This is a genomic window from Persicobacter diffluens (assembly GCF_036244895.1).
In the GTDB taxonomy this organism is placed as follows: domain Bacteria; phylum Bacteroidota; class Bacteroidia; order Cytophagales; family Cyclobacteriaceae; genus Persicobacter; species Persicobacter diffluens.
This window is the reverse complement of sequence record NZ_BQKE01000001.1, coordinates 1,739,362-1,763,386: the sequence shown is the minus strand read 5'-3', so window position 1 is coordinate 1,763,386 and position 24,025 is coordinate 1,739,362. Positions and strand designations below refer to the sequence as shown.

The window sequence follows — 24,025 nt, the reverse complement described above, 5'->3', positions numbered from 1 at the left end:
AAAAAAAGCCTTCCCAATGAGCAACTTTGAAAAAGTAAGAGAATACTTAGTAGAACTAGACTACGCCATCCACTACGAAAGTGAAATAGACGGAATATTCGTAGTGAATCATGAAGAGAACGGAATCAAAAACATGATGTTGGGAGTAGCAGAGCCTATCCTGATCATGGAACAATTTTTATTCGACCTCACCTCCGCTGATTCGGATATCCTGATTGCCTTACTTCAAAAGAATCGTGACATGGTGCACGGTGCATTTGTACTGGATGAATCCGGAAAAAAGGTGATCTTCAGAGACACCCTTCAGTTGGAAAATCTGGACTTAAATGAGATAGAAGCTTCTTTCAACGCCCTTGGTTTACTTTTGAGTGAATACACCGAAGAGCTGATCAGCTTCTCCAAAGCCTAAAAAAATAGAAAATTAAAAGATACGAACATGAACGTTTTTAAGAGATTATTCAAAATCGGACAAGCAGAAGCCCACTCCGCCGTGGACAAATTAGAAAACCCTATTAAGTTGACCGAGCAGGGTATTCGTGATATGAAAAAAGATCTGGATGCCAGCTTGCAATCTTTAGCGGAAGTAAAATCCATGGCGATTCGTTCTAAAAACGAAGTGAATCAGCTGAAAGAAAAATCAGCTGATTATGAAAGCAAGGCCATGCTTTTAATCCAAAAGGCGCAGTCAGGACAAATTAGCGAAACAGAAGCGGATGAATTAGCCACGGAAGTTTTGGCTAAAAAAGCTGACATCGACGCTGATTTGGAAAGAGCGAAAAAAGAACAGGCCCTTTTCGACCAAAAAGTTCCTCAACTGGAAGGAAACGTGAAAAAATTACGTTCTCAAATCAACCAGTGGGAAAATGAGTTGAAAACACTAAAAGCCAGAGTAAAAGTAAGTGAGTCTACGCAGCGTTTGAATAAACAAATGGCGAAAATCGACACCACTTCCACCGTCTCCATGCTGGAAAAAATGAAAGCTAAGGTAGACGAAAACGAAGCTTTGGCAGAAGCCTATGGCGACATTGCAGATAGCAACGAAAGCCTGGACAACAAATTAGACAAAGCTTTGGGTGGTGATGCAAAAGGCGTTGATGCTTTGGCAGCCCTTAAAGCCAAAATGAATAAAGGAAACGATTAATTGAATACCTTATAGTAGTATAAAAGCGATTCGCTCCGGTGAATCGCTTTTTTTTTTGCCCTACTAAAAATCCTTTTTTCCAGCCTAAAAATGAATATATTTAGATTTCCATTTTCTTAAATCCCAATCAGTCATGGAAATTATCAATGATTTTTGGACAAAGTTTAATCATATCCTTGATTTTCAGCTTGTAAATTCAGAAAGCGGGCTCAACCTTAGTTTGGGGGATATTTTACACTTCATCATCTTTACCGCACTGGTACTGATTATTGCCAAATACATTCGCTATTTCATAAGCCACCGGCTGTTTAAAACTTCGCCAAAACTCCAACCCTATGGAAGTTCCATCGGAAATATTGCCCGATACATTACATTGGTTTTGGGTTTTATGATTGTGGTTCACTCCATGGGGCTCAATTTATCCTCCCTTTACGTTATTTTTGGTTCGCTGGGCGTCGGGATTGGTATTGGGCTTCAAAACATTACCGAAAATTTTGTCTCGGGAATATTAATCATGTTTGAGCGACCGGTAAAAGTGGGCGACCGAATTGATGTCAATGGGATTTCTGGCATTATCACAAATATAGAGGCGCGCGCTACATCCGTATTAACAAATGATAATATCTCCATCATTTTACCCAACTCCTACCTGACCAATCAGCAGGTAACCAATTGGTCTCACAACAATCACAAAATACGCCTACGTTTTCCCGTGGGCGTGAGCTATAAGGAAGACCCTGAAAAAGTAAAAGAAGTTTTATTAAAAATTGTCGAGGAACATCATGGCATTCTGAAACAGCCCACACCTCAGGTATTGTTCACCAATTTCGGAGAGAGTTCCCTGGACTTTTCGCTGGATGTTTGGACGGAATCCTACCTGCATAAATTTGATATTCTACAAAGTGAAGTCTATTTCGAAATTTTCAAACAATTCAAATTACATCAAATAGAAATCCCTTTCCCTCAAAGAGACCTACATATAAAGACGGATCACACCAAATCCTAAGGGTCAAAAAGGATCAACTTTAAGTTTTTTGGGCAAAAAAAACATTCTCATTGGTTACTTTTCTTACATCAAATCAATTCACAGTAAATGATTGATTATGAGCAGGAAAACTACCATTTATACTCTCCCAATACTCCTACTTTCACTAGTTTTAGGCTATTTATGCGTAACTCCTCCACTCAAAAAGAAATCCGATAAATATATTTCATTGAAAGTACCCCTGATTGAGGTGAAAGTAGTGGACAGTTACGTCAGAACAGGAGAACCCGTAAAACAAGGGGATCTTTTATTCTCATTAGAGAGTCCTACTGTAAATAAAAATTTATGGCTAACCCTGGATGAAATATCCAATACGAAGAAACAAATACTTGCACTACAACAGGAAAAAAAGGCGCTTCTCAGGATTCTTAAAAACGACCATCCGAAAACCTTAAACAGTTCTTTGGACACTAAAATGAAAAGTGCCATTGAAAATGAAATGCAAGACATTAGGAAATCCTTTAATGAAAAGGAGCAAGCTTTAAAATATCAATTAGATGATCTGAGAGAAGATGAAAAATATTGGCGTTCCCTCAAAGAAAGTTTAATAATTTTAGCGCCCAAGGATGGTAAAATCAGCCACTTAAAAGTAAAAAAAGGGGATTATTTAGAAGCTGAAACCGTGATTGCACAATTAATTCCAAAATAGTAAAAATAAACACGAGTGTTTAACTTATTCACTTACAAGGTTAAACGAATGTTTTTTGAAATTTTTTATCGCAAAAGATTAAATCTCTCATCATATCTCTTAAACAACATGTTGGGCAGGTTGTATTAGAAAACCTAAACTATAACATGTATCATGATGGCTTTAAAAACATTCAACTTCAAACTCTTAATGCTATTAAGCATTTTTATCGTATTTACAGCATGTAGTGATGATGATGATGGCATGGTGGACCCCACTCCTCCGATTGAGGAAAATTCCATTTTAGACATAATCTCCGGAGAGGATGATCTTTCCACGCTGGTAACGGTAGCCAGTGGATTTCCAGATGTGGTTGATGCACTGAATAACCCGGATGCTGAATTAACGCTGTTTGCTCCCACAAACGATGCCTTCACAGATTTTCTTGAATTGTATCCTAATTTAACGAACGATCAAATTGAAGAAATCCTAACCTTTCACGTTTTGGCTTCTATTGAAATGGCTGCCGATTTATCAGATGGACAAACCTTAGCCACTCTACAAGGTGAAAATTTGATTGTCAGTATTGATGGTGCTTCCGTAATGATCAATGATGCGAATGTGACGGAAGTAGATTTAGAGGCGGTTAATGGAGTGATTCACAAAATTGATATGGTACTGGTTCCAAGTACAGTACCAACTCAAACTATCGCGGAGATTGCCGTAGGTAATGAAGACTTTTCCTTATTGGTAGAAGCCGTTACCCGTTTTGATGATTTAACCGCGGCTATTTCATCCCGTGAATCGCAATTGACGGTTTTTGCACCTACCAATGATGCTTTCCAGGCGCTTCTTGACTCTAATGATGATTGGAATTCTTTGGACGATATTTCAGACGAATTACTCAAAGATGTATTAGAGTTTCATGTAGCTGCTGAGGTAATTGCTTCCACCGACTTATCCGAAGGACAAGAAATTACCATGCTGAATGGCGCTGTTGCCACCATTACTTTAGAGAATGGGCATATGATTGAAGATGCAAATATTGCTGCAGCAGATATTTTCGCTGTAAATGGCGTGGTTCACGTGATCGATATGGTTATTCTTCCTCCACAGCCTATGAGTATAGCCGAAATTGCCGTTGAGGATGAGAACTTCTCCATTTTGGTAGAAGCGGTTTCAAAATTCCCTGATCTTCTAACTGCTATCTCGGATGAGTCTTCGATGCTAACTGTATTTGCTCCGACTAATGCGGCTTTTGCTGATTTATTAGCCTCCAATCCGGAATGGAACACGCTGGATGATATTGATGAAGCGACACTCGAAGCGGTGCTGGAATATCACATTTTGACTTCAGAGGTGTTTTCTTCGGCCTTGAGCAATTCCAGAGCAGAAACACTCAATGGTAAATACATTGACATCAATATTGACAATGGGGTAATGATTAATGATGCCATGGTGACCACCGCGGATGTAGACGCGACAAATGGTGTTATTCACGTAATCGATAAAGTATTAATTCCCTTGAATAATATCGTGGAGGAAGCGGTAGCGGTGGATGATTTATCCACTTTGGTGGCAGCAGTAACCAAATTTCCGGATATTGTGTCTGCATTATCAGACGAATCAGCACAATTGACGGTTTTTGCCCCAACCAATGATGCTTTCCAGGCGCTTCTTGACTCTAATGATGATTGGAATTCTTTAGATGATATTGATGAGGCCACCTTATTAGCGGTATTGCAATATCATGTAGCAGCGGCTAAAGTTACTTCCGATATGTTAGAGGAAACCACCTATACCATGCTGGATGGAAATGATATTTCCGTTTCTTTGGCAGATGGTGTTACTATTAATGGAAATTCAGACGTAGTGATTCCTGATGTAGCAGTTTCCAATGGCGTGGTCCACGTCATTGATCAGGTATTATTACCTCCAGCTTCTAACTAAATACAGCAAAAAAATAGCCGCAAATTGCGGCTAATTTTTTTATCCTATCATTAAATCTTTAACTCGATCCTGCAAAGTTTCTACCTCAAAAGGAGCATGCACGACATCTTCCTGATTGATTTTTAAATGAGCATCCACCTTCCCTTTCGCTCTGGAATAACGAGAAAACAGATCCTTCACCAGTTCCATATCCTCAGGAGTCATTTCTCCATAACCCAAAATTGCAGGCCCGGGAGTTTTATCCGTTCCCTCCACCATGAAAGAGGATAAATTTGCATATCGCTCTACAATTGCTTCCTCTTCCTGATTACGGGCCATAAATAAGTATTTTTGCTCTCCCAAGCGTAGAAAACGGCTATTTCTAATCAACTTAAACAGTGGCGCATGCTCATGTTCCAGCAAACCATCTTCTTCCAATACCCGAAGGCGATCCGAATAGGCCGGCTCCGTCAACCAACACCCGCCAGCAGGTTTTGGGTAATCAGTAATCCCAAATTCAGCCGCCATTTCCATCTGACGATGACGTCCTCGACCACTAATATTCTCTAATTTCTCAATATCCACCCAACCCTCTCGAACAGGCTTTGTAGGAGGAAGTAATTTCGCACTCATCGGACGGACAATTAAATCTTCCATGCCCGAAAGCTTCTGTACCTTTTCCAATGGCCCCCGAGTCTGTGACATCGGACGCTGATTCAAAACTTCACCCGAAATCAAAAAATCCGCATCATATTTCTTCATCAAATGCTCAGAGGTAAAACTCATCATCAAAGCATGACAATCCACACAAGGGTTCATATTTTTTCCACGGCCATTGGCCGGATTTTTCACGACCTCTGTGTGCTCCTTCTTGAAATCTACATATTCTAGTTTTACACCAATCTGTTCACACAATTTTTTTGAACGATCATTTTCCCCGCCAAAAAAGTGGGATACGAAATTCAGGGCAATCACCTCAATTCCCTGATCTTTGATAAGTTTCATCGCTAGCAGAGAATCAAGTCCTCCGGAATACAATGCCAGTGCTCTTCTTTGTTTCAACTTTGTTTGATTTTTGATGAAAAACTCAACAACACCTACCCCGATGCTGCTATGTTTAGATTTTTCAGCCTGCAAAAATAAAGGAATTTTTGACTTCGCCTTAAAATCCTGTTGGATTTTCGGACGAATTAGCAAGATCAAAAAAGTTGCCAAAAAAGCTTAATCCTGTAAACTACTGATATTAAAGCGCATGCGAAAAGTCATTTCTTCAGCATCAGCACTATCTTGAAGAGCAAAATTAATTTGAGTAGCGACTCCACTCCCGGTGGTATTGGTAAAAAGGACATCCGGATTTTCTAATCTCAGTGCACCACTGTATTTTATTGAAGAAATAGCATAAATATTACCTGCCAGGGGAAGAAAAAAATGTAAAACATAAGGCAGTTTGGCCATTGGGTGAAAAACTTCTTCCATTTGCGCTTGAATAGAGGACCCCAATACCCTAGGATCAGCCACTCCCCCATAATATTGATAATCTTGCCATTGGGTTTCTTTTAAAGAACCCTGATCATATAAAAAATCTAATGTGGACTCCTCATAAAAAGAGGTCCCATGTTTTTTATAAATATTTACCTGATCAGGAAAATAAGTGGAGGTATTATAGATAAATTTATATTCGTATTCATGCTCTTGTTTAGCCCCACCGGCATATCCCCCGATATCAAAAAATTTACTCATCCCAAAATCCATATTCAGCACATTTGGAAGGTTAGAGGTTCCCGTCATTTTAATGATTCTCCCTCGATTATCATAGGAACAGCTAAAATCGCTTTTCGCCCCATCAACCGTAATTTCAATAATTCGCTTCACTAAATTACTAGCTGATTCGTAGGCCAGCGACATTTGATAATCCCCTCCAGAGACGGACAATAATTTAGAGGCGCCATCCCCCCCGTATTCATAATTCAAATCAATTTGATTTTCTACACCATCGAAAGTATAGACAATCGTTTGTTGGTCTAAGCGAAAATTGGGAATTTCCGGCAAATTCGGTTGTGGCTCGGAATTCTTATTACAAGAAGTCCACATTAAAAATAAAAATAAAAAGCTTGGAATCAGTAAACGATTCATAACAAAACATTTGGCCATAAATTGATAACGAAGATCTTTATTATAGAAGCAAATGCTTTGGACTTAAATAAGATGTAATTTAACATTCAATATTGCATGGAATATTGTCGTGAAATAAGCCGGATTATTCATGCCTAAATACTCGTTTATCTGTAAGGCGAAAAAAATAAAGGAATCGTTTTCTATTTCGAGTTTTTTCCAACGAAAAAGAGGAATGAGGAGAATGCGAGCTTGCCCAAATTTGGGCTAATATAAATCATAGAAAACAAATAATAATGAACTGAAAAATAAACTCCTTGCGCCAAAATAAATTTACTGGTGAATAATTCAGGTTAAGGCACAACGAAGGAAGCAAATTCAAAATATACGCAACGATTTATGGTTAATTTTTCAACAAAGCCTCTCCCTGCCAATAAACTGGTATTTATGCTGCCCCATCCATATTTTCGTCTAAATTTTGGCAGTTAATTACCCTCTAAAATCCATAAGACAGCCCAAGCACAAAATTTCGACCTGGTCTTAAAATCCCTCCCCAATCCAAATGGGTACGATAAGCCTGGTCCATCACATTTTGAATCTGCCCTTTTATTTTCCAGTTTGCTTTTTCCCATTGCAGGCCCAGATGCACCAAATGATAAGCCTTTGTTGATTGCTCCCCAAAAGACTTACTGATTCGAAATTGTCCTAAAGCCGCTTCATATTCCATTTCAAAACTCCAATTTTGCCTCTGCTTTTGAATTTTTGGACGCACACTTAAAGGCAACATTAATGGTAAAGGTTCGCCATTCGCTCGTTGACCCAATTGGTAATGAATTGGAAGGGAGAAGTTCCAGCTATCCTTTTCATAAATATATTGAAAGTTCAACCCACTGATGATGGCGGCTTGCTCGTCTCCAAAAGCTTTCACCCCATTTGCCTCCGGCGTCATCCTGATCAATGCCGGGTCCACTTCTCCCATGATAAAATTGAAAAAATAATGCGAAAAAATATCTAAACTGACGGAATGTGAACCCTGCTGATATTGATAGTTCAGCTGCCATTGAATGGCGGACTCCCCTTCCAAATCTGGATTTCCTCTATAGTCATAACCATCAAAAGTATTAAATAAATAATAAGCGTAAAGCTCCGATAATGAACTCGCCCGCTTTCCAAAAGCTAAGCCAAAATCAATGGTAGAAGCCTCACCAATGCGCCTTCCAATCCTTACATTAGCATTATAGACCTCAAAATTTCTTGGAGAGGACAAATCGTAACCTAAAACCCGCCATTGGGCTATGCCTCTTTCATCCAACAATTCATCTACCAAGAATTCTCCCCGGCCGTTTAATACCAACCAATAATTCAGCCCTAATCGATAATCCAAAACTGCACTTAAAGCAAAAACCGATCGCTTAACTTCGGGTAAGGTCTGCATATAGGACGCAATAAAATCTTCCGGGTACATTTTCATCTCCGAAAAAGAATAATATTGATAATATTCCCCTTTAACCTCCGTGGCCAGTCTGCCCTGATGATATTTCCAACGACTATATCCGCCGGAGGATCGACTCCAGTTAGGCATATCCATGTCCACTAGTTTATCTATACGCTCCTCATCAGACATCTCATGGTAAATCTGACTGTGATACAACTTGTTTTCCACTGAAATATTATCTGAAAATACGAAATGATGCGTCAACCAGAAGATGTAAGCCTCCGAAAAGCCCGTGTCCATTGGTAAGGCCGGATAGCCTATATCATGGGCCTTGTCCCAAAGCATGTTCAATCGAAAATGATGGTTGCCCATATTTTTCTCCAAAGCTAAATGATGATTCATCTTCCGGTAATAGGAAAAATCTACCCGCTCGCCACCTCCGAATCGGTAGCTGTCTGCCGATTGTGCTTCTGCAGTATACCTGAAGCCCCAACGCTCTCCCTTATAGGCTAAGGCCATATTCATGGCCCCTCCGAAACCGTTGGATTGCGCCAAAAGACCTACATTTCCGGACCATGACCGGGGTAAATCTGCCAAATTAAAAACCGAAAAATTGATATGTCCACCAATATTGTTTCCTTCTAAAGCGGAACCCATGCCTTCCATCACTTCCATACCTGCAACAGAGGCCATTCCGAGATAATTCGTCATAGGATCCATCCGGTCAGCGCAGGCGCCAAACACCCGAATACCATCCAGACTCATACTAATCCGATGACCCGAGAGGCCATTAATCACCGGATCCGCCCCAAAAACTCCTTTTCTCTGTAGCTGAACGGCTCCATTTGACTCCAACGCCTGATCCAAACTATTTCCCGCAGAAAGGGAAATCTGCGGCTTGGTTGCTCTCCCCTCCCTAATAATCACCTGCTTTAATTCCACCGTTCTGAGGGAATCCTGACCACTTGTGGGCGTTAATCCGAGGAAAATAAATGATAATAAAAACAAAAAAGCTATAAAGAGGCGCATGTCAGGAGGGATTTAAAGTAGAAGTAAATCTTTAGAAAAAGAGGGCTGCCATAAGAAGTCATGTAAAAAGAGAATGAACAAATAATCCTCATTCCTTTTCTAGGGGCTGACGGATACGCTTCCCTGAAGCCTAAAAATTTACCGACAGGCTCAGAAAACCACCCCAAAAACTCATCATCTTCAGTACGTTTTGAGTGGTCTTAGCTGATTTTAACAGCCCGATTTTGAGGGAGTTTGCCTGCTCCTCATTTAGCTGTTTCTTTGAGAAAAACTCGATATAGATTCCTATTTCATCATTTTTCCTACTTTGCAGCTATACGAGGACGCAAGCATGATTAAATCAGATTAAAACTCCAGATAAAATACATCTCCACTGAAATAATCTATTCCATCTCCTTCAGCGGGCACTTCTTCTGAGGTGAGGACCGACTCCCCATTCAATAACACGTGATTAGCAATTTGCCAGTCACCGGTCATCGTAAAATTCACTTTCCCTTCATAATGCCCGGCATAGCCCTCCATTTCCATTGCCATTGGATTTTCAGGAGCACCATGATCCATGGAAGCCATCCAGGAAATGGTATTCCACTCCAAATCTTTCACCGGTTCAAAAGTCATCATCATATGGTCCCCATGCATTATGCGCACCGCTTTATAGGCTATTCCTACCCAGGTATTGGCATCTGCTGCAGGCTTTCCATTCATCCAGTAATAAGAAAAGAAATAGGACTCCTCCTGGTAAGTTGTTCTAAGAAAATGGCTACCATATTTGGTCTCCCAATCTGTGGGATCTATTACCGTTATCCTCTCGGTAAATGTGGCTTCCACACCGGCACCTTCCACCGTAAAATTCAACTCCCAATATCCATTCATGGAAGGCATAATAAAGAAAACACCCACAGCCTGTTGCCCTGCAGGAAGTGAAACAGCCGGAACATCCACGGGGCATCCATGTGAATGCCCACCATCCATATACATGATGGGATTCACGGTAATATTGGCCTCCACTCGGTCCTTATTAGCGTCCACTACCCGCAAACCCATCACATTATAACCGGATTGGTAGGCCTGCTGACCGTAAATTTCTAATTGAAAATCGGTATCCGGAATATCGTAGTGGGCGATCATCGTTCCCTGATCCTCAGGAGCAGGATCTGCTCCTTCATTAGAACAGGAAAATAACGAAAAGACGGTCACAAAAGCGACCAATATATAAATTGAAAAAAAATTGCGCATCATAATCTGTTTGAGAAAATCTCAATAATAGAATAACCAACGGAAAAGGCCACACAAATCAATTTGGAAACCGAATCCGAAAGTCTGAATTAATAAAAGGTGAAATAAACTAGCTCAAAGCAGCCAGCGAAAGCGCAGCAATTGCTGATTTCACTACCGGAATTCAGGTACAGCAATGCCATGAATAAGACAGGCAAATCCATAGCACTCTTAATCTACCATCGACTAAGAGACAACACGCTCTAAAGGTGAAGGGAAATTATGCGCAGGGAGGTATAAACACTGAAGAAGTATGGACAGATTGATAAAAGTTAGCATAAAAATTCCGGTGCTTAATATTTAGCAAAGCAGTGTTTTCCGGAATAATAAGAGGAACTGAAGCAGGAACAAAAAAATCTGTAATGACCTTAACCGCTGGAGCATTTCCTTCCTGTCCTGTTTGATGTTCAAAATTATCAATCAGCTCCATGCTATTTCTTACAAAACAACTACCATAACAGACCGTGATGGGTTCATCACGATTTTCACACCAGTTTTCGGCGATATAGTCCTGAAACATTTCATAGGAAAACACCACCCCAATCCGTGAAAGGGACATTAACAGGATATTTCCAATTAAAAATATTGTCAGGAGTTGCTTCATTAATGCAAACATAGACGGGGACATGGACAATTGCAACAAGAAAAATAAGTTTTTATGATATAGATCATCAAAAAAATGCACTCTAGAATAAAACTATTATTTTAAATTTTCCTGGTAAAATTTCATTTTTGCTGGTCTGAAATATTAATTCAACCATAATTCAAATTTCATCAGCCATAATTGCTGGCAATTCCTTTTTTATCAATACATTTATACCACCATTATCAGGCTATTGGAATATAGCCTTTCTACTTTTCTGATTTCTGCAAGGGCCTAAATTCAATAATAATGAAAAAGCCCTTAACCTATTTTATTGGTGCTTTTCAAAAAAGAAGCTGGTACGGCTCTTTACGAAAAGAAACTAAAAATGACATGGAAAGGAACCTATCCTTTCGATCAGCTAACCATTTCTGGTATAAAATTATCGCCTTTCCACCCTTAAGTTTACCTGACCTCAAAGTCTTTACCAGTACTTCTTTAAGTAAGAAAGGCCTATCTCAGGCCTCTCTAAACACCAGTTTACTTGCCTCATTCTTCCTGACTTTCACTGGAATGCTTTCACCTTCACAGGCGCAAGACTGGGCCGGTATACCTGTCCCTGCGGATCCGGGAAATGGAAAACAATGGAAGCTGCAGGCCGATATGTCCGATGATTTTAATTATGATTTTCCAGCCAACAATCAAGAGACTTTTATTGCAGGAAAATGGAAAAACTTCTGGCATAACAGCTGGGATGGCCCTGGCCCTACTCAGTGGCGACATGAAAACGTCTCCGTCTCAAATGGACACATGAATATCGTGGCTTCCCGAAATGGCGACACCAAGACTTTCCGAAATAGTCATGATGGTACTTATCATACACTGCCAGCCACTCAGATGGGCTGTGTGGTATCCAAAGGGCATGTCCAGTACCCTGTATTTGTAGAGGCGCGTGTTAAAATTGCTGATGCCGTTTTCGCCAATAATGTATGGATGATCAGTGATGATGACTATGAAGAAATTGATATTTGTGAAAATTATGGCGGTCTGGGAGACTCTGGAAGAACGGGTACAGCGATGAACGCCTGGTTTGCCAAACACATTCACCTGAGCCATCATGTGTTTAACAATCGCCACCTAACCAACTTTGATGACTACCAGCCACGTGACGAAGAGGGGGTTTACGGTACCTGGTATTATGAAAACGGAAGAACAGACTGGGCCGGAGAATATTCTACCATAGGCGTTTACTGGAAGGACCCTAACCATTTAGAATATTACATCAATGGAAAATGGGTAAGAACGCTTTCCGGTAAAAATTACGCCTATCTGGATCCGGATGGTAAGTTGATTGAAGCATCTGCTGACTTTAATATATTGGATAAATATGACTACACCAACGGAAAGGGGCTCACCAAACCAATGAAGCTTATCATTAATATCGAAGCTCAGGACTGGAACGCTCTGGCAGGTCGATATCCTACAGACGGAGAAATCTATGGAAGGCCGGAAGACCATATTATGAAAGTTGACTGGATTAGAGTCTATACACCGGAGGTGGTGACTGGAGAAGCCGCGATAGAGATAGAAGCCGAGACCTTTAATGCTACCGGAGGGACATTTAACGATTCGGCTTTTGGAGGACCCGGATATGGCGTTAAAAATTCCGGCAGTATTATCGATTATAATAATGATGGGGATTGGGTAGAATATTTCGTAAACATTCCGGAAGAGGGAACTTACGAAATAAATTATTTAGTCGCTACTCCTTCAGCAGATTCCCAAATCGATTTTATTGTATCCAACACTTATTTCAACTCCACCAACCTTCCCTACACTGGTGGCTACAATAACTATCAAAGCGTGAAGGCTTCTAAAAATGCCAACTTCACTGCAGGCAACCACCTGATCCGCCTGACAAACCAGGGAGCAAGCTGGGGACCTAATATGGATAAATTTTCCCTTAAACGTGTCGGGCCAATGAACAGCCGTTCTTTTTCGGAAGATATTTACAATATGGAATATACCCTGGCTCCTAACCCCAATGAGGGCATCTTCACTATACATGATCCCATGGGAAATGGGGAAGCCAAGGACCTGCGCGTTATGGACCAACAAGGACGGATTGTCTTACGACAAACATTGAATTGCCGCCAGCCAATAGAAATCAACCTAAAGAATCAGCCCACTGGGGTGTATTATGTTAAATTAGGACAGCAAAAGACAAAAAAAATCATCCTCCAATAAGGCAGGATGATCATGCTTAAAAGCACTGGCCCGGAAATTTCCGGGCTACCTTAAGCCGGATTTTTCATGCTTTAATCCTCCTTTAGCTGCAAGGCGGGAAAAATGAAGGAATAGTTGCCTATTTCGAGTTTTTCCAACGAAGCAGATGAATGAGGAGAAAGCAAGCATACCCAAATTTGAGCTATTGAAAATTCGATAAAATCAATCCCAACACCCTGACCTAAAGATGTTTATAGTGAGTCACTAAATCTAGCGGTGAATAATTCGGGTTAAATACTAACGCTCCGCCTGCATTGGCTGCAACTCCACCGCAATTCCTTCTTCCAATAGTCTTAATGCGACCCCATTCGTCCAGCCAAAGCCATCCTGATTGGGGTATTCCCCTCCTCCGGCAATCAAACTGGTATCGACCACATTATATTTTTCCATCATTTTACCGGTGCGCTGATACACTTTTTCATTCAGTAACAACCAACGCTCTGCTCCTTCTTCCGCCAGCATTTTTTGATTATAGTTCATCAGCCCCTGATAGGTAATCCATTGCAGTGGTGCCCAGCCATTGGGCGCATCCCATTGCTGACCCGTCTGATGCAAAGTGGTAATCCACCCTCCGGGCTTTAAGAAATCATGTTCCAGCACACGAGCGACTTTAAGGGCCTGAGCATCCGTTGACAGCTTTAAATAAAGCGGCCATAATCCGGCTAGTGTAGGAATATGAGTATGTTCCCCCTTCACCCAGTCATAATCATAATAAAATCCATCGCCATTTGACCAAAACACTTGCTGCATGGCCTGCTTTCGCAGGGAAGCCTTTAAGGCAAAAGTTCGGGCCATATCAAATTGTGCGCTTTGGTTATAATAATCTGCCAGTTGATGCTCCAAATGATACATCAAAGCATTTAAATCCACCGGTAAAATATCGGTAGTCTGAATCTGGTCGAAGCGTTGAGCGTCCCCAAACCAGCGGGAAGAAAAATCCCAACCCGACTCTGCCGCAGCACGAATATTACGATATAGTTTTCTGCGATCTTCCTCAGGCAAACCTTCCGCCAACTCCCGGTCTTCCTGATAGCTCTCCGGCCTTGGAGCGTCATCATCATCCCAAAAACGATTCAATATCGCACCTGATGGTAATTTGACGATTCGACGAAAACCACCGTTCAACTGCTCTTCATTTGCTCCGTCCATCCAAAAAGCATACTCCTTTTCCATGGCCGGAAGATATTGTAAGGCATATGCTTTCCCCATTTTCTCCTCCAAAGCTTTCACCATTAAAGAAAACACCGGTGGCTGCGATCTGCTCAGGTAATAACTCCTGTTGCCGTTGGGCACAAAACCTACCCTATTGATGAGATCAGCAAAATTCTTCACCAGACTTTCCGCCAACGCTATCTCATCAGAGGCAAGCAGACCTAATAATGTAAAATAACTGTCCCAATAATAAACTTCACGGAACCTCCCCCCGGGAACCACATATTCCTCCTTCAATGGAAGGAGGGTACTACCTTCCACAGGCATATCCGCAGGGCGCTTTAGCCGATGCCACATCCGCTGCAAGTGTTCCGTAAAGCCCACACGAAGGGTGTCTTCTTTCACCTGATAAGCCTGTGGTAATTCAAAATGACGCAGAACGATAGATTCCAGTGCCAGGCGATCTTCTGGATCAATAACACTAAAATCCTTCAATACTTCTTCTTCCGAAGTACGTAAGCGGGCATCCACAAAAGTTTTGCTATCCGGAAAAATTCCCGAAAGCTGAACCGCCTGAAAAAAACGGTATATCGGACGGTCTGCTGAATAGATTAGCATGAAAGGATTATTTACTGTCTGAGAAGGTTTTTCCGCTAAGGGTATAAAAACCAAGCCAAAAATGACAGTTGCTGCAATTAAAGCAGCTATAATTAAGCGGTTTTTGCGATTCATTTTATGCAAACGTTTTTCCTAACAGAATAAACTACGAAAAACATTCGTCTTTCCCATAAAGTGCTACACCAGATCAATAAAAACAAAATCCCCAAGACGCATTTCCATATACACTTCTCCTTTCATTTATCAATTCACCTGATCAATAGAACTTTAGCCGCTATTCAGAAAATATCCTATTCAAACCTTGTAAAGGACAGCATACGAAATGACGCCCAAAATCAACATCAAGTACCCTACACCGTAATTCAGAGGTATTTTCACATCCTACAAAACACTAAAAGCGGACAAAAATCATAAAAACAGGATACTTTTCTAACCCACCCCATACCTCATAACAAAAAAACTTGCAGAAACAGCTGTTTTTTCCTTCACAAATCATTCTCCTTCCAATATAAACTGCTATTTTTGCCGCTTGAAAGGAATCAATCCCTTAACCGTTCAAATTTTCTTATAAGGATGATCACATTCTATCAAGGCGTACACAAAAATTTCTTTGTGGTGGAAGCTCAGAAGCCTTTAAATGAGCAAGACCGCAACAAATTAACATGGCTGTTTGGTAACGCAACACAAGTTGACGGAACAACAGTCGAAGGCACGTTCATCGGCCCGCGTAAGGAGATGATCACCCCATGGAGCACCAATGCGGTGGAAATCACCCAGAATATGGGTATCGAAGGTATCATTCGTATCGAGCAATTTCTGCTAAAAGAAGAGAATGCTACTTTTGATCCAATGCTGGAGGCCAAATACAACGGGCTGGATCAGGAAGTTTTTGATATTCACAAAGCGCCTGAGGCGGTTGTGTATATCGAGGACATCGCCGCTTACAATCAATCAGAAGGATTGGCATTAAGTGAGGAAGAAATCAAATACCTGGAAGGATTAACCGAGAAACTAGGCCGTAAGCTTACGGACTCTGAGGTTTTCGGATTCTCTCAGGTAAATTCAGAGCACTGTCGTCACAAAATCTTCAACGGGACCTTCGTCATTGACGGAGAAGAAAAGGAAGAGTCTTTGTTCAAAATGATTCGCAAGACTTCAAATGAACATCCGAACCATTTGGTGTCTGCATACAAAGATAATGTGGCATTTATCAAAGGTCCGAAGATTGAGCAATTTGCGCCTAAGACTCAGGACAAGCCGGACTTCTTTGAAACCAAAGAGATTGATTCAGTAATTTCCATTAAAGCAGAGACTCACAACTTCCCAACGACTGTGGAGCCATTCAACGGTGCGGCAACCGGTGCGGGAGGAGAGATTCGCGACCGTCTGGCGGGTGGTCAGGGATCTTTGCCATTGGCAGGTACTGCAGTTTACATGACGCCTTACTCTCGTTTGGAGGAAGGTCGTAACTGGGAAAAGAATATTCAACCACGTCCTTGGTTATACCAAACTCCTATCGAAATTTTGATCAAAGCTTCCAACGGAGCTTCTGATTTCGGTAACAAATTTGGTCAGCCATTGATCACCGGTTCTGTTTTAACCTTCGAGCACGAAGAAAACAACCGCAAATTAGGTTTCGATAAGGTGATCATGCTTGCTGGTGGTGTTGGTTTTGCCAAACACGAGCACGCATTGAAGAAGGCCGTTTCCAAAGGTGATCGCATCGTGGTGATGGGTGGTGACAACTACCGTATTGGTATGGGTGGTGGCGCCGTTTCTTCTGTAGATACCGGAGAGTTCTCTTCCGCTATCGAATTGAATGCCGTTCAGCGTTCCAATCCGGAGATGCAGAAGCGTGCCATGAATGCCATCCGTGCATTGGTAGAGTCAGATAAGAACACCATCGTTTCTATCCACGATCACGGTGCAGGTGGACACTTAAACTCCCTGTCTGAATTGGTAGAGGAAGTAGGTGGTAAAATTGATCTTCGCAAATTACCTGTAGGTGACCCTACTCTTTCCGGAAAAGAGATTGTTGGTAACGAATCTCAGGAGCGTATGGGGCTTGTGATGAAAGCGGAAGACATCGAGGAGCTGAAGCGAATTGGTGATCGCGAGCGCGCTCCTATTTATGATGTAGGAGAAGCCACAGGCGACATGCGATTCACTTTCGAGGATCAGCAGACAGGAGAAAATCCTATTGATTTGGAATTGGCGGACATGTTCGGTAACCCACCGAAGACCATCATGAAAGACAATGCCAAAGATGAAAAATATGCTGCTTTGGAATATAGCTCAGAGAAGCTATTGGATTACCTGGTTGACGTATTGCAACTGGAATCTGTAGCTTGTAAAGACTGGTTAACGAACAAAGTAGACCGTTCTGTAACGGGTAAAGTAGCCAAGCAACAGACTGCTGGTGCTTTGCAATTACCTTTGAACAACGTCGGTGTTATGGCGATGGATTACAAAGGTAAAGGTGGTGTAGCTACGGCGATCGGTCACGATCCGGTATCCGGATTGATTGATCCTAAGGCGGGTTCTGTAAATTCTATTGCGGAATCTTTAACCAACTTGGTTTGGGCTCCATTAACCCACCAAATGAACGGCGTATCCCTTTCTGCGAACTGGATGTGGCCATGTAAAAACGAAGGAGAAGACGCCCGTCTTTACGATGCGGTAAAAGCAGCTTCTGATTTCGCCATTGCATTGGGCATCAACATCCCGACTGGTAAAGATTCCATGTCGATGACGCAGAAATACAAGGACGAAACCGTTATTGCGCCGGGTACAGTTATTATCTCTGCTGCTGGTGAAGTAGCAGACGTGAAAAAAGTAGTGGAGCCGGTATTGCAGAAAGGCGAAGATAAGCCAATCTTCTACATCGACCTTTCTTCCGACGCCTTGAATTTGGGTGGATCTGCTTTTGCGCAGGCACAAAACAAATTGGGGGAATCTGCTCCTACCGTAAAGGATCCTGAATACTTCAAAAATGCCTTCAACGCTATTCAGACGTTGATCATGGAAGATAAAATTGTGGCTGGACACGATATTTCTGCTGGTGGTATGATTACCGCTTTGTTGGAAATGTGTTTTGCAGAGCAAAATATCGCTGCTGATGTAGACTTGACCGGCATTGAGGAAGAAGACTTGATCAAAGTATTGTTCGCAGAAAACAGCGGTGTGTTGTTGCAGGTGAATGATGAGGCTTATGTTACTGAATTCTTCGAGAAGGCAGGTATCAATGCTAAATTGATCGGTATCCCGGTAGAAGATAAAGAATTGGCAGTTCGCAATGGCGGCACCAAGTTCTTCATCCCTGTAGCGGAGCTTCGTGATGTATGGTTCAAGACTTCTTACTTGTTGGATCGTCACCAGTCAGGTGAGGAATTGGCTTCAGAGCGTTTTGAATCTTACAAAAAATCTCCACTTCGCTTCACTTTCAATACCGAATTCACTGGTAAATTGGCTGATTATGGCTTGACGCAGGATCGCAAAGGTGAGTCCGGTATCAAAGCGGCCATCATCCGTGAAAAAGGAGTAAATGGTGATCGTGAGATGGCCTATTCCATGTTCTTGGCAGGCTTCGACGTGAAAGACGTTCACATGACCGACTTGATCGCCGGACGCGAGACTTTGGAAGATGTAAACCTGATCGTTTTCGTTGGTGGTTTCTCTAACTCTGATGTGTTAGGATCTGCTAAAGGTTGGGCTGGAGCTTTCCTTTTCAACCCGAAAGCAAAAGAAGCTTTGGATAACTTCTTCGCTCGTCCTGATACCCTTTCTTTGGGTGTTTGTAACGGTTGTCAGTTGATGATTGAGCTTGGATTGATCAACCCTGATCATGAAGAGAAACCTGCCATGTTGCATAATGACTCTCATAAGTTCGAATCCGGCTTCGTGAACATGACCATTCCTCAAAACGACTCTGTGATGCTTTCCAGCTTATCAGGATCTCGTTTGGGTGTATGGATTGCTCACGGTGAAGGTAAATTCAACTTGCCTTACGCAGAAGAGTCCTACAACATTATCGGTAAATACTCTTACGAGACTTACCCAGCGAACCCTAACGGTTCTGATTACAATGTTGCCGGTATCGCTTCTAACGATGGCCGTCATTTAGCGATGATGCCTCACTTGGAGCGTGCGATCTTCCCTTGGAACTGGGCCAAATACCCAACCAACCGTAAGAATGATGAAGTTACTCCGTGGATCGAAGCATTCGTTAATGCTCGCCAATGGGTAGAAGCAACAAAAGAAGAGAAATAAGCTTTAGCTTTTTAATAAAATGACAATCCCCCGTACCAGTCCGGTGCGGGGGATTTTTTTATGCTTATTTTAAGGGAAGCTTTCATTATAATGACAAAAAATAGGCTTCAATATGAAATTGCCCGGCCCACCTATCATTATTGATCTTCTCTGTTTTATTACTCTACCGATTTTGATATCTTATTTTTTTAAGGCTGGAAAGCCAATGTCCGTGGTTACTTTTTAAACGCTTTTTAACGCTATCAAAACCATGGAGCACATTATCAGCATTCTTCCATTTTTAACTGTCGTGGGTTTATTTGCTTTTTCCCTTTATAAAACGCACAGAATAATGGACCTGCTTCAGGAGGAGTTTGGCAGCCAAAGGACCTAAAGATCAGCCATAGCTGTCAAATCAAGAATTTAACCCTATACACTTATCAAAGTAGAAAGGGATTAGATCAGCTACTCATCGGCCGCGAAGGCATTCAGCTGAATCTCTTTGGTAAGTCACCACTTTACATTCCCTACACCGATATTGAACAACTCTCTACCCAGGAAAGCCAGAGAGCATCCTTAAAAAGTTCCATGAAGTTCACTTTGTTGATTCCGATAAAAGTAAGATTCCGGCTGAATCACACCGACGGGGCGATACTACTTGAACATTGGGAAGCCTATCGTAAACCTCCCTTGTCGGTAATTAATTCGACAAAAGAAACAAACAATATCACTTACCAATCCCAGCCCAAAAGCTCATCCAGCTCCCCATGAGCATCTATCCAATCTTCTTTTCCCTCCTTCAATTCAAATTTCACCTTTTCCAAGGTTTCTTTACTAATACCTCCAACCTCATAGTAATAAGCGTAGAATTTTTTGAAGCTAGTGATATATTGTCTGGTCGTTGCAGGGCTAGACCACATACATTTTCGGACAAAATAGTATCCTAAAAACTCATCAATCATCGACCAACCATCAGCCAGTGAAGTAGGGTCTTCGCGGGTAAGGTAATCATTGCCAAAAAATTCAATATTACCCACATGTACTCTGATGGTTTTCTCCGAAAGCCCTGATCGTTCAAGATAATCCTGAAATCCTTTCAAAACACCTTCATTCTCCTCTTGAAGTTTTTTCACTTCTGCCTCCCACTGCTCATATTCGTCCATAATAATAATATTTGATTTTAAATTTAATTATTTAATTAATCCGGATTCGAGCTCCTCCCACTCAAATCCGCCCAAATTCTTCTGCTCCGCATCAAAATCCATCCCGATCAGGATTACTTTCCGCCCATCAGACAGATAAGGTTCGTAGTAACGCTTTTCATGAATCTGTTCCAGTGCTTTACCTTCCCCTCCGACTTTAAATTCCAACACATAGAGGTAATCCGGCGTTTCAATGGTCATATCCACCCGCCCGATGGCAATACTTTTCTCAGGATACACCTTCAAACCGGAGGAGGAGAGAAAAGTAAAGAGAATGGCGGCATAATACCCCTCAAACTGCTGAATATTACTTTTGGAATAGTTCTCATAAGGAATGGAAGCGAATAAAGAACGAATTGCTTGTTCGAAATCCTCCATATCCTTTTCATATAAGGCCAAACCTCCCTTTTCAATTCCAAAATCTCCCGACGGTGCCTTTACTATGGTCTCAAAAAAGAGCTCATTGAGTGCATTTTGAACTTCCAAATTAGGCACGCCTAATTGATAGTAAGTCATCCCCAAAAAATCCTGTCGGGCGCCTGTAATGGTTAAGTATCCGGACTGCCATAGCAGAGAAACCAAATCCAGGTTCTTCAGGGTAAATTGCTTTAGGCGCGTCTCCTTCAACTCCATCTTTCCCAATTCCTGCGGGCGGTAATTTTGCTGCTCAAAAAGCTTCAACAAAAAGCCCGGAGTACCCGTTTCCCACCAATAATTGGCAAAGGTATTTTTCTTTTTCAGAAACAACAGTACATCAAAGGGGTTGTAAATTTTTTCTCCCAGATAAGCATAACCATTATACCACTGTTTCACCTTCTCCATGTTAACCCCATCGAAGTAACTCCCAAAGCTGTGTTCCAATTCATCCTGCGTAAAACCAACAATGGAAGCATAATCCGGATCAAGGGTGATATCATCAAAATTGTTCGCCCCGCTAAAGAGCCCCATGCCGGCAAATTTAGTGATGCCTGTCATAAAGCAGAAGCGAATGTACTCATCGTAGGGTTTAAAGACACTATAAAACCCCCGAAGCTCTTCCATCGCCTCAGCCGCCAGCTCCCCTTCCTTACTCAGGGTATCCTGAATGGCTTTATCGTATTCGTCAATCAGAATTACGACCTGTTGCTGGTATTTTTCGGAAATGAGTTGAATCAACTGCCCAAGCTTCGGGCCTAAACCCGCATGAGTAAGGGCTTCTACAGGCACTTCAAACTTCCGGCAGTTTTGCGCCAGCATATTTTGCAGCTGTCCCTGAACATCCGTGATGGACTGATAATTAATCCCGCTCATATCCATCCGGATCACGGGATAAGTTTTACCCCAGTCCCAATGCTCTTCAATATACAGTCCTTCGAACAAATCCCTTTTACCTTCAAACAAAGCCGCCATGGTAGAGACCAGCATCGATTTACCGAAACGGCGCGGACGGGAGAGAAAATAGTATCCCTTGTGCCTGCACATTAAATGAACAGACTCGGTCTTATCCACATAGAGGAAATCTGAAGAAGAATTTCGAACCTCAGAGAAAGTCTGAATACCGATCGGAAGTGCTTTGCGCATATTGAAAGTCATTATTGAGAGGTAAAATTAAGCATTTTTCAAAAGAAATTCTCCACCTCATCTCCTTATATAGCAAATAGAATAATGTCCACAGTAAATTAATTCCCCTTAAAATTTTCCGGTAGCTCCTCCCACTCAAATCCGCCCAGATTCTTTTGCTCCGCATCAAAATCCATCCCGATCAGGATTACTTTCCGCCCATCAGACAGATAAGGTTCGTAGTAACGCTTTTCATGAATCTGTTCCAGTGCTTTACCTTCCCCTCCGACTTTAAATTCCAACACATAGAGGTAATCCGGCGTTTCAATGGTCATATCCACCCGCCCGATGGCAATACTTTTCTCAGGATACACCTTCAAACCGGAGGAGGAGAGAAAAGTAAAGAGAATGGCGGCATAATACCCCTCAAACTGCTGAATATTACTTTTGGAATAGTTCTCATAAGGAATGGAAGCGAATAAAGAACGGATTGCCTGTCCGAAAGCCTCCATTTTATTGTCACTTAATGAATCAAGAACATGATCAGGAGTGTAATCGTCTACCTGAGTACTGGATATCGTTTCAAAAAACAGCGCGTTCAGGGCATTTTGTACCTCCAGATTCGGAATACCCAATTCATAAATATTTACTCCCGCCCTGTTTTGTTTTACTCCTGTTATGGTCAGATAACCTGTTTGCCATAGCAGAGAAACCAAATCCAGATTCTTCAAGGTAAATTGCTTTAGGCGAGTCTCCTTCAACTCCATCTTTCCCAATTCCTGCGGACGATAATTTTGCTGCTCAAAAAGCTTCACCAAAAAGCCCGGAGTACCTGTTTCCCACCAATAATTACTGTACACCCCTTCCTCACTAAGAAACAATAAGATATCATAGGGATTATAAACTTTGGCTCCCTGATACTGATAACCATTATACCACTGCTTCACCCTGTTCAGGTCAACCTCTGTTAAATAATCAGCAAAGTTTTCTTCCAGCTCTTGTTGTGTAAAGCCACAAATGCTCCCAAATTTGGATGAAAGCGTGATATCCTTAAAATTATTCGCCCCGCTAAAGAGCCCCATGCCGGCAAATTTAGTGATGCCTGTCATAAAGCAGAAGCGAATGTACTCATCGTAGGGTTTAAAGACACTGTAAAAACCCCGAAGCTCTTCCATCGCCTCAGCCGCCAGATCCCCTTCCTTACTCAGGGTATCCTGAATGGCTTTATCGTATTCGTCAATCAGAATTACGACCTGTTGCTGGTATTTTTCGGAAATGAGTTGAATCAACTGCCCAAGCTTCGGGCCTAAACCCGCATGAGAAAGGGCTTCTACAGGCACTTCAAACTTCCGGCAGTTTTGCGCCAGCATATTTTGCAGCTGTCCCCGAACATCCGTGATGGACTGATAATTAATCCCGCTCATATCCATCCGGATCACGGGATAAGTTTTACCCCAGTCCCAATGCTCTTCAATATACAGTCCTTCGAACAAATCTTTTTTACCTTCAAACAAAGCCGCCATGGTAGAGACCAGCATCGATTTACCGAAACGGCGCGGACGGGAGAGAAAGATATAGCCCGGGTGGTTGACCAGCTGTAAAATTTCTTTCGTCTTATCCACGTAAAGGAATTCAAATTCCTTTTCCTTTATCTTTTCAAAAGTCTGAATACCGATCGGAAGTGCTTTGCGCATGCTTTATATTATTGAAGTAATCCAAAGATAAAATATTTGTTTTCAAATACCCATTTTCCAACACCAAAGCCCTTAAACTCCCTTTCCAAAATTGTCGTCACTCTCATAA

At 41.8% G+C, this 24,025-nt stretch carries 16 protein-coding genes; 7 read left to right on the top strand and 9 right to left on the bottom strand.

The window, feature by feature from the left end; genetic code table 11:
* Positions 1-16: 16 nt before the first annotated feature.
* The 5 genes from AAA970_RS07345 to AAA970_RS07325 all read left to right on the top strand — a co-directional run bounded on the left by AAA970_RS07345 (position 17) and on the right by AAA970_RS07325 (position 4,764).
* Positions 17-409 (top strand): YbjN domain-containing protein, encoded by a 393-nt coding sequence (locus AAA970_RS07345; protein ID WP_053404810.1) that lies wholly within the window; start codon positions 17-19, stop codon positions 407-409.
* Positions 410-436: 27 nt separating this feature from the next.
* Entirely contained in the window at positions 437-1,141 is a 705-nt protein-coding gene (locus AAA970_RS07340; protein WP_053404809.1) for a PspA/IM30 family protein, read from the top strand.
* A 133-nt stretch (positions 1,142-1,274) separates the two neighbouring features.
* Positions 1,275-2,147, top strand: a complete 873-nt coding sequence (locus tag AAA970_RS07335; RefSeq protein WP_053404808.1) for a mechanosensitive ion channel family protein — start codon at positions 1,275-1,277, stop codon at positions 2,145-2,147.
* A gap of 97 nt (positions 2,148-2,244) precedes the next feature.
* Complete coding sequence (locus AAA970_RS07330; RefSeq protein WP_053404807.1) at positions 2,245-2,835, top strand: efflux RND transporter periplasmic adaptor subunit; 591 nt, start codon at positions 2,245-2,247, stop codon at positions 2,833-2,835.
* A gap of 153 nt (positions 2,836-2,988) precedes the next feature.
* Positions 2,989-4,764, top strand: coding sequence for a fasciclin domain-containing protein (locus AAA970_RS07325; RefSeq protein ID WP_338236562.1), 1,776 nt, complete (start codon positions 2,989-2,991; stop codon positions 4,762-4,764).
* Between the two features lie 39 nt (positions 4,765-4,803).
* Here the strand turns inward: AAA970_RS07325 and AAA970_RS07320 are convergent, their stop codons facing one another.
* From AAA970_RS07320 to AAA970_RS07300, 5 genes are all read right to left on the bottom strand, one after another.
* Positions 4,804-5,805: a tRNA (5-methylaminomethyl-2-thiouridylate)-methyltransferase gene (locus AAA970_RS07320; RefSeq protein ID WP_053406890.1), complete on the bottom strand. Its 1,002-nt coding sequence runs from the start codon at positions 5,803-5,805 to the stop codon at positions 4,804-4,806.
* 159 nt (positions 5,806-5,964) lie between these two features.
* Complete coding sequence (locus tag AAA970_RS07315) at positions 5,965-6,876, bottom strand: hypothetical protein (protein ID WP_338236560.1); 912 nt, start codon at positions 6,874-6,876, stop codon at positions 5,965-5,967.
* Positions 6,877-7,351: 475 nt separating this feature from the next.
* Positions 7,352-9,319: a TonB-dependent receptor domain-containing protein gene (locus AAA970_RS07310; protein WP_338236559.1), complete on the bottom strand. Its 1,968-nt coding sequence runs from the start codon at positions 9,317-9,319 to the stop codon at positions 7,352-7,354.
* A gap of 345 nt (positions 9,320-9,664) precedes the next feature.
* Complete coding sequence (locus AAA970_RS07305; protein ID WP_338236558.1) at positions 9,665-10,558, bottom strand: FixH family protein; 894 nt, start codon at positions 10,556-10,558, stop codon at positions 9,665-9,667.
* A gap of 256 nt (positions 10,559-10,814) precedes the next feature.
* Entirely contained in the window at positions 10,815-11,153 is a 339-nt protein-coding gene (locus AAA970_RS07300; protein WP_338236557.1) for a hypothetical protein, read from the bottom strand.
* Positions 11,154-11,486: 333 nt separating this feature from the next.
* On the opposite strand from AAA970_RS07300, the gene AAA970_RS07295 reads away from it, so the two are divergent.
* Positions 11,487-13,424, top strand: coding sequence for a carbohydrate-binding protein (locus AAA970_RS07295; protein ID WP_338236556.1), 1,938 nt, complete (start codon positions 11,487-11,489; stop codon positions 13,422-13,424).
* A gap of 276 nt (positions 13,425-13,700) precedes the next feature.
* Here the strand turns inward: AAA970_RS07295 and treF are convergent, their stop codons facing one another.
* On the bottom strand, positions 13,701-15,233 hold the full coding sequence (treF, locus tag AAA970_RS07290; RefSeq protein ID WP_338236555.1) for an alpha,alpha-trehalase TreF: 1,533 nt from the start codon (positions 15,231-15,233) through the stop codon (positions 13,701-13,703).
* Between the two features lie 573 nt (positions 15,234-15,806).
* Here treF and purL point away from each other — a divergent pair.
* Positions 15,807-19,502 carry a phosphoribosylformylglycinamidine synthase gene (gene purL / locus AAA970_RS07285; RefSeq protein WP_338236554.1) on the top strand — a complete coding sequence of 1,232 codons (3,696 nt, stop codon included), beginning with the start codon at positions 15,807-15,809 and terminating at the stop codon, positions 19,500-19,502.
* Positions 19,503-20,212: 710 nt separating this feature from the next.
* Here the strand turns inward: purL and AAA970_RS07280 are convergent.
* The 3 genes from AAA970_RS07280 to AAA970_RS07270 all read right to left on the bottom strand — a co-directional run bounded on the left by AAA970_RS07280 (position 20,213) and on the right by AAA970_RS07270 (position 23,916).
* Complete coding sequence (locus tag AAA970_RS07280) at positions 20,213-20,644, bottom strand: hypothetical protein (RefSeq protein WP_338236553.1); 432 nt, start codon at positions 20,642-20,644, stop codon at positions 20,213-20,215.
* Positions 20,645-20,671: 27 nt separating this feature from the next.
* A complete protein-coding gene (locus tag AAA970_RS07275; protein WP_338236552.1) occupies positions 20,672-22,243 on the bottom strand; it encodes an ATP-binding protein in 1,572 nt (523 codons plus the stop codon).
* Between the two features lie 98 nt (positions 22,244-22,341).
* A complete protein-coding gene (locus AAA970_RS07270) occupies positions 22,342-23,916 on the bottom strand; it encodes an ATP-binding protein (RefSeq protein WP_338236551.1) in 1,575 nt (524 codons plus the stop codon).
* Positions 23,917-24,025: the final 109 nt, after the last annotated feature.